This window comes from Pseudomonas sp. Nvir (assembly GCF_963778085.1).
GTDB classification, from domain to species: domain Bacteria; phylum Pseudomonadota; class Gammaproteobacteria; order Pseudomonadales; family Pseudomonadaceae; genus Aquipseudomonas; species Aquipseudomonas juntendi.
In genome coordinates this window covers 2,734,383-2,747,072 of sequence record NZ_OY970405.1, presented here as the reverse complement: position 1 = coordinate 2,747,072, position 12,690 = coordinate 2,734,383, and the positions used below count along the sequence as shown (strand labels likewise).

General features: G+C 63.2%; 10 protein-coding genes. 3 read left to right on the top strand and 7 right to left on the bottom strand.

The window, feature by feature from the left end; genetic code table 11:
* Positions 1-3: 3 nt before the first annotated feature.
* From AACG97_RS13250 to AACG97_RS13225, 6 genes are all read right to left on the bottom strand, one after another.
* On the bottom strand, positions 4-981 hold the full coding sequence (locus AACG97_RS13250) for a glycosyltransferase family 2 protein (protein ID WP_144188170.1): 978 nt from the start codon (positions 979-981) through the stop codon (positions 4-6).
* Between the two features lie 5 nt (positions 982-986).
* Positions 987-1,511: a serine O-acetyltransferase gene (locus AACG97_RS13245; RefSeq protein ID WP_115294073.1), complete on the bottom strand. Its 525-nt coding sequence runs from the start codon at positions 1,509-1,511 to the stop codon at positions 987-989.
* A gap of 8 nt (positions 1,512-1,519) precedes the next feature.
* Positions 1,520-2,476, bottom strand: coding sequence for a glycosyltransferase family 2 protein (locus AACG97_RS13240; protein ID WP_225785551.1), 957 nt, complete (start codon positions 2,474-2,476; stop codon positions 1,520-1,522).
* Positions 2,469-3,086 (bottom strand): acyltransferase, encoded by a 618-nt coding sequence (locus tag AACG97_RS13235; protein ID WP_009682743.1) that lies wholly within the window; start codon positions 3,084-3,086, stop codon positions 2,469-2,471. Before AACG97_RS13235 ends, AACG97_RS13240 begins: the two co-directional genes overlap by 8 nt.
* Before the next feature lie 103 nt (positions 3,087-3,189).
* Complete coding sequence (locus AACG97_RS13230) at positions 3,190-4,656, bottom strand: GMC oxidoreductase (protein ID WP_197885903.1); 1,467 nt, start codon at positions 4,654-4,656, stop codon at positions 3,190-3,192.
* 236 nt (positions 4,657-4,892) lie between these two features.
* Positions 4,893-6,269: an oligosaccharide flippase family protein gene (locus AACG97_RS13225; RefSeq protein WP_009682740.1), complete on the bottom strand. Its 1,377-nt coding sequence runs from the start codon at positions 6,267-6,269 to the stop codon at positions 4,893-4,895.
* Positions 6,270-6,470: 201 nt separating this feature from the next.
* On the opposite strand from AACG97_RS13225, the gene AACG97_RS13220 reads away from it, so the two are divergent.
* The 3 genes from AACG97_RS13220 (at position 6,471) to galE (ending at position 11,644) form a co-directional block, all read left to right on the top strand.
* Positions 6,471-7,997 (top strand): O-antigen ligase family protein, encoded by a 1,527-nt coding sequence (locus AACG97_RS13220; RefSeq protein WP_029885429.1) that lies wholly within the window; start codon positions 6,471-6,473, stop codon positions 7,995-7,997.
* A 5-nt stretch (positions 7,998-8,002) separates the two neighbouring features.
* Positions 8,003-10,603 (top strand): cellulase family glycosylhydrolase, encoded by a 2,601-nt coding sequence (locus AACG97_RS13215; protein WP_197885904.1) that lies wholly within the window; start codon positions 8,003-8,005, stop codon positions 10,601-10,603.
* A 63-nt stretch (positions 10,604-10,666) separates the two neighbouring features.
* Positions 10,667-11,644 carry a UDP-glucose 4-epimerase GalE gene (gene galE / locus AACG97_RS13210; protein WP_009682736.1) on the top strand — a complete coding sequence of 326 codons (978 nt, stop codon included), beginning with the start codon at positions 10,667-10,669 and terminating at the stop codon, positions 11,642-11,644.
* Between the two features lie 239 nt (positions 11,645-11,883).
* On the opposite strand, the gene AACG97_RS13205 is transcribed toward galE, so the two are convergent.
* Positions 11,884-12,690, bottom strand: a complete 807-nt coding sequence (locus AACG97_RS13205) for a CpsD/CapB family tyrosine-protein kinase (protein ID WP_009682735.1) — start codon at positions 12,688-12,690, stop codon at positions 11,884-11,886.

Sequence of the window (12,690 nt, the reverse complement as noted above, 5' to 3'; positions counted from 1 at the left end):
CTCTCACTTGTACTCGATCAAAGCCGCTTTGCCAGCCGCCAGGCGGTGGCGCAGAAACTTCAGCTGGCCGAGCATTTCGGGGAACTTGCCCAGTACCAGAAACACGGCCTGCAGCCAGTTTTCGCGCGGCGACCTGTTGCCCCGCTGCGCCAGGCGCATGGCCTGCAACGGGTAGATCAACAACAACCCCAAGCCCCAGCCGCCCACCAGCAGGCAGGCCAGCACGATCAACACGGGAATGCCCAGGCCCCACACCCAGGCCCGGCGCGACTCGCGCAACCAGTGCCGCTCGGGAGGCTGCCCGTGCAGATAGGCGCCCTCGGCGTAGGCATGCCCGGCACGCAGGCTGCGCCGCCACCATTGGCTGAACCGGGTCATGTCGGCGTCGTGCAAGGTCATCTCGGCATCCAGGCGCCAGATTTTCCAGCCCTTGGCGCGCAAGCGCACGCACAGCTCCGGCTCTTCCCCGGCGATCAGGTCAGGGCGAAAACCGCTCACGGCGACGAAAGCGTCTACCCGCATCAACGCGTCACCGCCGCAGGCCTTGGCCTCGCCGATCGGGGTGTCCCATTCCAGGTCGCACAACAGGTTGTACACCGAGCGCTGCGCGAAGCGTTCGCGGCGCCGGCCACACACCACCGCCACCGCGGGGTGTGCGGCCAGAAACGCCTGGGCGGTGGCCAGCCAGCAGGCATCCACTTCGCAGTCGCCATCGACGAACTGCACCCAGTGCATGGCGGGCAGCAACCGCTGCAACACGGCAAAACCTTCGTTACGCGCCCTTGCCGCGGTGAACGGGGTGCCCATGTCCAGCGCCAGCACCTCGACGCCCAAGGCAGCGGCCAGTTGTTGCGAACCGTCGCTGGAGCCCGAGTCTACATACACGACCTTGTCGGCCCCATGCGCCAGAGAGCGCAGGCAGCGCTCCAAGCGCTGGCCCTCGTTGCGGCCAATGACCACCACGCCGGTCTGCATCGCCAAGGGCCTCACTCGACCGCCGCCGGGGCCACCAGGTGCCGGGCCTTGATGACTGCCGGTACACCGACGGCCAGGGAGTTGTCCGGCACATCCACCAGCACCACGGCATTGGCACCAATGATCACGTTGTTGCCGATGCGAATGCTGCCCAGTATTTTGGCACCCGTACCGATGTCGACGTTGTTGCCGAACACCGGGGCGATGGGCTCGTCGACATTTTTCAGGCCCACTACCACGCCATTGCGGATGCGACAGTCGTCGCCGAACTGGGCGTAGCCGCTGACCACGATGCCACCGAAATGGTCGATGACGAAATTGCGGCCGATCACCGCCTCGCAAGGCAATTCCACCCCGGTGATGATCTGCACGAACTTGAACAACACCTTGTACACCAGTGAGCACAGCTTGCGCAGCAGCGCCGGGCGCACGCCGTAGCGCCAGCGGCCGAAGCGGTACACCAGCAATACCCAGAAGCCCTGGGCGCCCCAGTCGCCACCATGGGCCCGCAGGTCGGCGCGAATATTCTCGAACATGACGGTAGCTACCTTGTCGGTTGGCTGGCGTAACGGGTCTGCAACAGCAGTGACCAGGTCGCCCGGCAATGACGCCAGCAGGCCTGTATCGCGCCCCGGCCGCGTCGTTTCAACAGCGCTTTGAGTGCCAGCACCAGGTCGCCCACGGTCACCAGCAGCATATGCAACGCCAGCCCGGCCAAGCCATGGTGCTTGCGGAAATACAGCAGCTCGCTCTCGATCTGGTAGGCGGAAATCTGCCGGCTGGCAGCTTCCAGCTCGGTGACTGACTTGGAGCTTTCACCCCCTATGTGGACCACCGTGGTATGTGGGTAGAACACCACTTTCCAGCCGGCCTGCTTGACCCGCTTGCAGTGGTCGACTTCCTCGTAATAGAGAAAGTAGCGCGGATCGAACAGGCCTACCTGGTCCAGCACTTCGCGGCGTACCAGGTAGAAGCACCCGGGCAACCAGTCGCATTCGCGGACCGAAGCGTGGTCCCAGTCCATGTCGTCGACCATTTTCAGCCCAGGGAACAGGCGCCCCAGGCCAGTACGCCCGACGAAGACGTTCAGCGGCGTGGGAAAATAGCGGCAGCTGGGTTGCAGGTCACCCTCACGGCCTTCGAGGCGTACCCCCAACACGCCGCAGTCCGGGTGGGCATCCATGTAGTCGAGGGTTTTTTGCAGGGAATCGGCAGCCACGAACGCATCGGTGTTCAGCAACAATGCATACTTGCCTTGCAGGTGGGCCAGCAACTGGTTGTTGGCGCGGCCAAAACCTACGTTGTGCTTGTTCCTGAGCAACACTGCCTCTGGGCATACCTCGGCCATGCGCTGCAGCGAGTCGTCGACGGAGGCATTGTCCACCACCAGGTAACTGGCCAGGTGTTCGCTGCCTGCGCAGCGCAAGGCATCGAACATTGGCTGCAGCAACCCGGCGGTGTTGAAATTGACCACCATCACGTCGACCGGTTTGCTAGCCATTATTGCCATCCCCGAAGAAGTACTGGCGCCTCTGCGCCATCAGTTGCGGCTCAACCGTGGGGTCGTAGGCGCCGTCGCGCTGTTTGATCAGGTCGATCCACGGGTAGGCTTCGCAGCGTGCCTCGACCCGTTTGACCAGCGCCTCGGTGGTGCAGATGAACACGGCCGGGTTGCCGCCGTAGACGGTGCCCGGTGGCACGTCCTTGGTGACCACCGCCCCTGCCGCGACGATGGACTCGGGGCCGATGGTCACCCGCGGCATGATGATCGCACCGTGGCCGATGAAGCAGTTGTCTTTGATGTCGATGAAACCGACCGAATCAAGGTGTTTGCCAAACCGGTGTTCGATCAGCAAGACCACCCCGTCGTGGCCGATCAACGTGCAGTCGGACAACCCCACGCTGTTGCCGATACGCACCAGTGACGGGTCGAGGAACTTGCAGCCGGCATTGACGAAGAAATTGTCGCCTACCGAGTGAAAGTTGCCCCATCGTTTGAGGTAGGCGCCCCACTCCAGCCCCGACGGCCTGCAGAACCGGCGGTAGAACGTGCCTCCGCGCCCGGTTGCATGTGCGTAATGTGCCACTGCCTTGCGTATCCATCCCATCATCCTTCCTGGCCTCGCGATCAATACGGCTCGAATGCCCTGAGGCGATGCGGTCTCGTTCTTCTAGATGCTGACCACTACGCACTCAACCTGTGTACAACATGGTTCACGCGGCGGCGCCGCTTTCCGTCCTCATCTTCGCGTCAAGGTGGTCGGCCAGCCGCACGGCGAACTGCAACAGCGGCATGGTCGGGTTGGAGGCGCCGCCCTTGGCAAAAATACTGCTGCCGGCGACATACAGGTTTTGCGTGCCGAACACCCGGCAGTTGCCGTCCACGACGCCCGTTTGCGCTGACGCGGCCATGCGCGTGGTACCCATGTGGTGGGCATGGGGCGCCATTTTCAGCGGTATCGAGGTGTCATAGACAAACTCGTTGAGTTTGACGAAGCCCAGGCCCGTGTCAGCGAACTGCTTGGCCAGTTCGGTACCGATGCACTTGACGGTGTGGCGGTCATCGGCACTGAGCACCCAGTTCACGCTGACCTTCGGCACCCCCAGCGCGTCGTGCTCGTCGAGCAGCGAAATGCGGCTGTGCAGGTTGGGGAACTGCTCGATCATGGTACTGATCACGCCGTCACCGGGGCAGCTGAACTTGGCCACGAACTCGATCTTGCTGGAAATCCCCATGTCGCAGGCCAGGTTCTCGAGAAAATGCTTGACCTCGGCAGTGCGGCCATAGGTTTGCACATCGGCCAATAAGGCTGTGGTGACGTTGCCTTTGCCGGCCTGGTATTCGGCGAGGAAGGCATCGGTGGTGTAGTACTGGCGCGGCTCCGGGTCTTGCCCGGACTTGAGGATGAAGGTGCCCATCTCGATGTTCAGGTGCTCCATGAAGCACGCGCCAACCAGGCCTTCCTTGTTGACCACCCCCGCAGCCACCAGGGACTGGCTGTTCAGCAGCTGTCGGGCATTCTCGATGGCCCCCGTGGCCAGGATGAAGTTGCGGGCCACCAACCGCTGGCGATTGCGCTGGTAGTCCGACAGCACCACCGCCGCCAGGTGGCCGGATGCCTGGTCGAATTCCAGGTCCACGCAGTTGCAATTGATGAACAGGTCCAGGCCCTTGGTCTGCTCCAGCGCCGTGGCGTATTTCTGGGCAAAGCGGGTCGGGGTGCTGAGCAGGAAACGGTCAGCTTCGAAGTCGCCACCCTCGAGCGCGGTGTTCAGTGCCCGAAAATCCGCCCCGGCGGGCAGGTCGACGATATCCATGGCCACCGGCAGGTAGGGCTCGATCTCCGCATAGGCAATCGGCCAACCCGGCAACTCACCCGGTGGGGCCACAGCGAAGTCGGAAGCCGTGAAGGGCCGACACCGGCCGGCCCAATGGTTGGATGTGCCGCCCAGGTAACGCAGGCGGGTTTCCTCAGCATACAGCTCAAGGCCGGTCGAGGGGCAGGCGTACAGGGCTTGCGAACGCGGGGCGTACTCACGCCCCCCACCTTCGGCCAGCAACACGTTCCAGCCGGCTGCCGCCAGGCGCAGGCCAAGGGTGATCCCCGCAGGGCCAGCCCCGATGATGCAGAAATCGTAGTTGTCGCGCAGCGTCTTCTGCTGCTCATAGTCCTGGATCATGCTGGCTGGTTCCCGAAATAGCGGGACGGCAGTACCCAGCCGTTGATCACCACGAACCCTGGTTTCTCAACCGGTTTGCCAGCAAACACCGCCGTGGCGCCAAACGCCGCGCTGCCCACGCCCAGCAGCACGCAACTCTGGAGAAAGCCTCTACGACCCAACTGCGCAGTACAAAAAGTGAGCTTCCCCATGATCCTGTGACCTGTCCCCATGAAAGTTACACCCAGCACGCAGCCCTACAGCCAGTTGAAGAAGGCCGTGAGCAACGCCCCGCACAGCGCCCCCACCAGCAGCATCGGTAGCACCACCAGCTCACGTTTGAGGCTGAAGATGCCCAGCTTGCGATTGACATGAACAACCAGTACCAGCGTCGGCACCGTGTGCAGGGCCACCCCCCAGATCGCCCATTGCACACCTCCCAGCGCCAGCAACAGCGGCAGGAGCCCCCACAGCGAAACCAGGCGGATGATGTTGTCCATGGCCTGGTATTTGGTGAGGCCCAACGCAATCCATACCTGATGAGCCAAGGTATAGCGCAATACGATGAAGGACAGCGAAAGAATCGCCAGCATTTGGCCAGCTTCCTGGTAGCGGTCATCGTACATCCAGCCAATCAGCAGTGGGCTGGCTGTGAGGAAGCCCCCGCAAATGAACAGCACCAGCAGGTCGACCAGCAAACGGAAGCGGTAATACAGGGTCTTCAGCCGCGCTTTGTCGTCGGCCCTGGCCGCCTCGCTGAACGCTGGCAGCGCCACGGCGCCGACGATCTTCATCAGCGCCGTCTGAACCGCGCCAAGGATGAGCACGGCGATGGAGTACACCCCCAATTGCGCCGCCGACATGCTGGCGCCAAACCAGATACGGTCACCGTACATGGCCAGTACGCCGACCATCGACGACAACAGGATCCAGCGGCCGAACACGATCAGTTCGGTGAGTGCCGTACGGTCCCAGCGCAAGTGGTTGCGCGGGCCCTCCAGCGCGGTGTGGCCCAGCACAGTCCAGGCCACCGCCGAGACCAGGCCCGCGATGACCAGGGCCCAGATCGAGTGGGTCAGCACGCCCAGTACCAGCATCACCACCAGCCCGGCCAGTTGCGAGGCCAGGTCGACCAGCACCACGCGCTTCTGCTGGAAGGTACGCACCGCAACATCGATCTTGGTGGATTGGAAGCCCCATATCAGCGCCGACAGGCCGGTAACCGCCAGCACCATTGGCAGCACAGGGGCGGCATAGGTGGAGTCTGCCGGCCACAACTGCTGGTACTGCGCCACCCAGGCCGCCAAGGCCAGCAGCAGCGTCAGGGCGAACAGCACGAAGCCGCGGATGATCTGCACGGTCCACGCCGTATTGAGAAAGTCCGGGTCGTCACCACGGTGGCTCTGGATGATGTTCTGGCGCAGGCCAACATCGGACAGCAGATGCAGGAGGACCGAAACGGTGGTGGCGATGACCATGACGCCGAACATTTCCGGCAGCAACAGCCGCGCCATGATGAGGTTGCCGCCAAGGCGCATGACCTGTGAAGCCACCTGCGAGACCAGGTTCCACGACCCGGCCCGCATGGCCCGCTTGCGCAGGCTCGCGGAGGCTGACACATCAATCGACGGCATGAATTCATTCTCTGACTGATTGGCTAAAAGTCACTATAGTTTCAATTAGCCACGATGCTAGTGCCCTGGCACGGAACTCAGCGCCTCACTGCCTGGCGGCGTCTTGGGAGCCCGGCCGGCGTTGCCACTCGCCCGAAGACAGTGTAGTTCCGCGACAGGGCAGCCGCCGTTTGCCCACCGAAGGAAAGGTGCACATAGCCGATGCCTGAACATTTTCGTGCGTTGATCGTCATTCTGTTTCTGGCGAGCGTGGTCTTCCTGTTGGCGCGGCGGCCGGCCACCGACCTGATTCCGCTCAGCGATTACAAGCGCCGGCGCAATTTGTGGTTCCTGCTTACCGTGCTGGCGTTCGTCTCGCACAGCTTCTGGCTGTACCTGGGCGCGGGTGCGGCCATCCTGTTGCTGGCACGGCGCCGCGAGCACAACCCCATGGCGCTGTTCTACATGCTGTTGTTCCTGATCCCGCCGGCCTCGGTGCAAGTGCCGGGGTTCGGCGTTGTCAATTACCTGGTCGACCTGAACCACATTCGCCTGCTGACGCTGTGCGTGCTGCTGCCGGCTGCGCTGGAGCTGCGCCGGCACCCCGACAGCGTGCGCTTTGGGCGCACCTGGGCCGACCGGCTGCTGGCCGCCGGGCTGGTGCTGATGAGCGTGCTGTACCTGCGCGAGACCACCCTGACCGATACCTTGCGCCAGGCCCTGTACCTGTATGTCGACGTATTCCTGCCGTACTACGTGGCCAGCCGTGGCCTGCGCCAGCTCAGCGACTTCAAGGACGCGATGCTGGCGTTCGTGCTCACCTCCTTCGTCATGGCCCTGATCGCGGTTGCCGAATACGTGCGCCACTGGTTGCTGTACAGCGCCTTGGTCGACGCCATGGGCGTGCCTTGGAGCATGTCCGGCTACCTGAGCCGTGGCGGCGCCCTGCGCGCCAGTGTCACCACCGGCCAGGCGATTGCACTGGGCTATGTGATGAGCGTGGCAATTGGCCTGTTCCTGTTCGTGCAGGGTTACGTGCAGCGGCCCTTGCACAGGGCCATGGGCGCCCTGCTGCTGGCGGCCGGCCTGTTCGCGCCGTTGTCCCGTGGGCCGTGGATTGGCGCAGTGGTCATCGTGGTGGTGTTCATCGCGCTGGGCAAAGGTGCGGTCAGGCGCCTGGCGCTGCTGGGGGCGGCCGGCATGCTGGCGCTGCCGTTGCTGACGGTGGTGCCGGGCGGTGACAAGGTGCTGGACCTGCTGCCCTACATCGGCAATATCGAAAAGGAAAACATCACCTACCGCGAGCGGCTGATGGACAACTCGTGGATCGTCATCCAGCGCAATCCGCTGTTCGGCTCGTTCGACTTCCGCAACACCCCGGAAATGCAGGCGATGATCCAGGGTGAAGGCATCATCGACATCGTCAACACCTACATCAACCTGGCACTGCGCGTGGGGCTGGTCGGGCTTGGCCTGTTCGTGGCGTTCTTTGCCGTGGTGCTGCACGGTATCCGCAAGGCGATGCGCAGCTTCCCGGACAAGGACGACGAACGACGACAGCTCGGCCGCGTGTTGCTGGCAACGCTGATCGGCATCCTGGTGATCATCTTCACCGTCAGCAGCATCACCTTCATCCCCGTGGTGTACTGGTCGATCGCCGGTCTGGGCGTGGCCTACACCCAGATGGTGCGGCGGCTGCATGCCAGCCCCGCGGTGGCACTGGCCGAACCCGACCTCCAACCCAGGTAATGTTCATGAATGCGCTCGCCCTGCGTGGTTTCATCCGCCTTTCGGCCTTCGCCAGCCTGGCCTTGCTGCCATTGCCGGGCTGGGCGTCTGCCTGGCAGGTCAGTGTCGACGAGCACACTGGCCTGCCCACCGTAAGCCGTGGTGGCGGCCCGGTGATGAAGGCCAAGTTCGATTTCTGGGCCGCCAACTGGAGCTGGACCGGCTTCTACACCGACCTCAAGGTCAACGGGCCGTACCACTACACCCTGCTGGGCAAGAACAAGGAACTGGACTTCGACCTGGCCGCGGATATCCGCAAGGAGCAGGCGCAAACGCTAAGCTGGACCTTCGACCTCGATGCACACAGCCGCAAGGCCGGGGTGAAGGGGGGCGGCATGGTGTTCCAGTTCGACCCTGCGCAGGTCACCGGGGCCATGGGCGCCCCGCAATTGCTGCCAGGCAACCGCGGCTGGTGGTGGGGCAACGCCGAGCAGGGCCGGCGCATCGAAATGCGCTTCGAGCCGCCCTTGGCCAAAGTGTATTTCGAGCGTGGCAACCCGTCTGAGCTGCGCGCGTTTCTGTACCAGGACCCGATTACTGCCGGCAAGCAACAGCTCAAGGCCGTGCTCAACCTGACCGGGGACATCGAACTCGCACCCACCGCCACCGAACGCTTCGGCCTGGCGGACCCGGCCAGCTGGCCAGACGACCAGTTGGACTGGCGCAGCGCGCCGGTAGACTTGTCGTTCCTCAATGCAGCAGAAAAACCCGCTGGCAAGCGTGGCTTCGTCAAGGCGGTCGGCGAGCAACTGGTGTTTGCCGACAACACCGCCGTGCGGTTCTGGGGCACCAACCTGTCGGCCTATGCGTTGTTCAAAAGCCCCGACGAGGAGATCCGCCAGCAGGCCAAACGCTTGTCGGCCCTGGGTTTCAACCTGGTCCGCCTGCATCATCACGATTCACCCTGGGTCAGCCCCAATGTGTTTGGCGACGGTACCTTGGTGCGCGACACCCAGCAGCTCAGCGCCGAATCGCTGCGCAAGCTGGACCTGTGGATCAAAGCACTCAAGGACGAGGGCATCTACATCTGGCTGGACATGCATGTGCAGCGGGCGCTCACTGCCAACGACAATATCGAAGACTTCGACGAATTGGCCAAAGGCGAAGCGCGCATCGACCTGAAGGGCTACGCCTACGTCAACCGCAGTATCCAGCAGGCAATGAAGCGCTTCGCCGAACAGTACCTGACCCACGTCAACCCATACACGGGGCTGGCCTACAAAGACGACGCGGCCATTGCCGCCGTGCTGATCACCAACGAGAACGACCTGACTCAGCACTACGGCAATGCCCTGATGCCGAACAAGGATGTGCCGCGCCACAGCGAACGCTACATGGCTGCCGCCAAGGCCTTCGCCAAACAGTACGACCTGCCCGCCGACCTGACTTGGCGCGCCTGGGAGCATGGGCCATCGAAGCTGTTCCTCAACGACCTGGAGCAGCGCTTCAATACCGACATGATCGCCCACCTGCGCAGCGTGGGCGTGAAAGTGCCGATCGCCACCACCAGCACCTGGGGCGGCAACGGCCTGAGTGCGCTGCCGGCACTGAGTGTTGGCGATGTGATCGACGCCCATAGCTACGGGGACATGGGTCAACTGGAGAAAAACCCGCTGACCAGCGACGGCATGATCGACTGGATCGGCGCCGCCCAGGTGGTCGGCAAGCCACTGACCGTCACCGAGTGGAACGCCGAGCCGTTCCCGCTGCCAGACCGTCACTCGCTGCCACTGTACATGGCCGCTACCGCCAGCCACCAAGGCTGGGACGCCCTGCTGCAATATGCCTACAGCCAACAGGCGTTCAATCCGGGTTGGCGCACGGCAGACAACTGGCACGCCTACAACGACCCTGGCATGCTCGCCACCCTGCCCGCTGCCGCCCTGCTCTACCGCCGCGGCGATGTGAAGCCGGCCACTACCGACTATGTGTTCGCCCCGACGGCAGCCACCCTGTACAACCAGGAAATCACCCCGCGCAATTCACCACTGCTGCGTACTGCCATGGAAAAGGGCCGCTTGCAGATCGCCCTGCCGCAAACGCCGCAACTGCCCTGGTTGAAACCTGCTGCCATCCCAAGCGGCGCGCACGTGCTGCAAGACCCCGATGAATCGCTGCTGCCGGCGGATGCCAGCGAATCGACCACCGACACGGGCGAGCTCAGGCGTAACTGGCAACAAGGCCTTTACACCATCGACACGCCGCTCACCCAGGCTGCCACCGGCTGGCTGGGGGGGCGGTCGATCAGCCTGGGCGCTGTGCAGGTGCAGGCGACTACGCCCTATGCCAGTGTCGTGGTGCAGAGCCTGGACGACAAACCGCTGGGGCAGTCGCGGGACCTGCTGGTGTCGCTGGGCACCCGGGCCATGCCCAAGCCCGATGACAAGACACCGTTCAATGTCGAGCCGCTGGAAGGCCGCCTGACCATCCAGGCGCCTGCCGGCCTGAAGCTGTACGCCCGCGATGCGCAGGCGCAGTTGAAGGCGCTGCCTGTGGCCTACGACAACGGGCACTACACCCTGACCTTCGACGGCAGCTACATGTCCAACTGGCTGTTCTTGAAATAGGGCACATAGCCATCTACGCTCGATTCACTGCGTCGCTAAAACAGCAGGTCACAGGGGGTGCGCATGAAATGCCTGGTTGTCGGTGGCGCCGGCTACATTGGCTCACACATGGTCAAGCACCTGCAGGGCGCCGGCCATGAGGTGGTGGTGGCGGACCTGGTTTCACCTGGCCCCGGGGTTCAATGGGCCAAGCTCGACATTGCCGACGAAGCCGCACTGGATGTGTTGTTCGGTGTTGTGCATTTCGACGCGGTGTTTCACTTTGCCTCGTTCATTCAAGTGGGTGAATCGGTCAGCGCACCCGGCAAGTATTACCAGAACAATGTGGCTGCCACCCTTGCGCTGCTGCAGGCCATGGTCAACGCCGGCATCAAGTACCTGGTGTTTTCGTCGAGCGCTGCGGTGTATGGCAACCCGCTGTATGTGCCTATTGACGAAGCGCATGGCAAACAGCCAATCAACCCCTATGGCTTGAGCAAATGGATGGTCGAGCAGATTCTCGAGGACTTCGACCGTGCCTATGGTTTGAAGTCGGTTTGCCTGCGTTACTTCAACGCTGCCGGGGCCGACCCGGAGGGCCTGTTGGGTGAGCGGCATGAGCCGGAAACCCACCTGATCCCTTTGATCCTGCAGGCGGCATCGGGGCGGCGCGAAGCCGTCACGGTATTTGGCCGCGACTACGACACCCCGGACGGCACCTGTATTCGCGATTATGTGCATGTGTCGGACCTGGCCACGGCGCATGCGTTGGCGGTGGACTACCTGCTGGCGGGTGGGGAGCGTACTGCGTTCAACCTGGGCAATGGCCTGGGCTTTTCGGTGCAGCAGGTGATTGATACCGCGCGTGGGGTAACCGGGCGGCAGATCGACACACTGGACGCCCCCCGCCGCGCCGGCGACCCGCCGCGGTTGGTGGCCGATGCCAGCAGAGCGCTGCAAGTGCTGGGCTGGCGGCCGGAGTTCGCCGCGCTGGAGCAGATCGTCCGCCATGCGTGGCAGTGGGAGTTGCAGTACCCCTGGGCCATACGCCAGGGGCGGTAGCCGTGAACAGCACGGGCCGCATTTGCTCCACAGTCGTCGCTAGCCACAGCGACACCGCCCGTTGAGGAGCAACTGTCTTTCTGAAAATTTGAAAAGCCTGCGCTATTCATTGTGGGAGCGGGCTTGCCCGCGAAGCAGGCGACGCGGTGTCTGGCACCGGCTGCGCCGGTGTTCGCGGGCAAGCCCGCTCCCACAGTAATTTGTGGGCGCGGGTTCACCCGCGGTAACTTAGCGGCGCCTCAGTAATAGGTACGCGGCTGTTCGTCAGCCTTGTTCAACACCGTACCAATCAGGTTGACCCCTGCCAGATGGTGCAGGCAGTCCTCGATTTCTTTCTTGTTGTTCATGCCATTGGCCACCACCAGCAATACACAATCGAACTTGGGTATGACGGTGATCGCGTCGTCGGAGCTCAGCAACGGCGGCAGGTCGAAAATGCAGATGCGCGACTCGTAGCGGTTGCGCAACTCGCCAATCAGGTTACTCACCTTGGGCGACGACAACACCTCGGTCGACAACGGCACCGGCACCCGGGTCGGCAGCACCACGAAGCGCGGCAAGGTCGGGTTGACCAGGCAGTCCTGCAGTGGCGACTTGTCGTTCAGGAACTCATTCAGTGCATGCTCCATCGGCAGCCCCAATGTGCTTCCCACCTTGGGCCGGCGCAGGTCGAAATCCACCAGCAAGGCGGTCTTGGTGGTGTGGTGGGCAATACTCATGGCCAGGTTGACCGCCAACACGGTTTTGCCTGCCTCCGGCGTGGGCGAGGTGATGGCCAGGGTGCGCCAGCCGTTCTCGTCCATCAGCCGCAGCACCTGGGTGCGCAGCAGGTCGATCGGCCCGTTCATGTTCGAGTTCTTGTTGAACGCCACAATGCGGTTGCGCTCCAGGTGGTCTGGATGCAGTGGCACCACCTTGGTGTTGACGTAATCGAACTGCCCCGGCACCTCCGCCAGCGCCGTGCCAGGGGCCGGCGACAGCGGCTGAGGGGTACCCGGTGTGACCTGATGAATAGTGTTGCCAACAGCCGGCTTGGTCCTGTCCAT

What these genes read in the sequence shown, in the direction of transcription:
- AACG97_RS13245 (WP_115294073.1), bottom strand. Translation starts at nt 1,511, where the DNA reads ATGTTCGAGAATATTCGCGCCGACCTGCGGGCCCATGGTGGCGACTGG.
- AACG97_RS13240 (WP_225785551.1), bottom strand. Translation starts at nt 2,476, where the DNA reads ATGGCTAGCAAACCGGTCGACGTGATGGTGGTCAATTTCAACACCGCC.
- AACG97_RS13235 (WP_009682743.1), bottom strand. Translation starts at nt 3,086, where the DNA reads ATGATGGGATGGATACGCAAGGCAGTGGCACATTACGCACATGCAACC.
- AACG97_RS13230 (WP_197885903.1), bottom strand. Translation starts at nt 4,656, where the DNA reads ATGATCCAGGACTATGAGCAGCAGAAGACGCTGCGCGACAACTACGAT.
- AACG97_RS13225 (WP_009682740.1), bottom strand. Translation starts at nt 6,269, where the DNA reads ATGCCGTCGATTGATGTGTCAGCCTCCGCGAGCCTGCGCAAGCGGGCC.
- AACG97_RS13220 (WP_029885429.1), top strand. Translation starts at nt 6,471, where the DNA reads ATGCCTGAACATTTTCGTGCGTTGATCGTCATTCTGTTTCTGGCGAGC.
- AACG97_RS13215 (WP_197885904.1), top strand. Translation starts at nt 8,003, where the DNA reads ATGAATGCGCTCGCCCTGCGTGGTTTCATCCGCCTTTCGGCCTTCGCC.
- galE (WP_009682736.1), top strand. Translation starts at nt 10,667, where the DNA reads ATGAAATGCCTGGTTGTCGGTGGCGCCGGCTACATTGGCTCACACATG.
- AACG97_RS13205 (WP_009682735.1), bottom strand. Translation starts at nt 12,690, where the DNA reads ATGGACAGGACCAAGCCGGCTGTTGGCAACACTATTCATCAGGTCACA.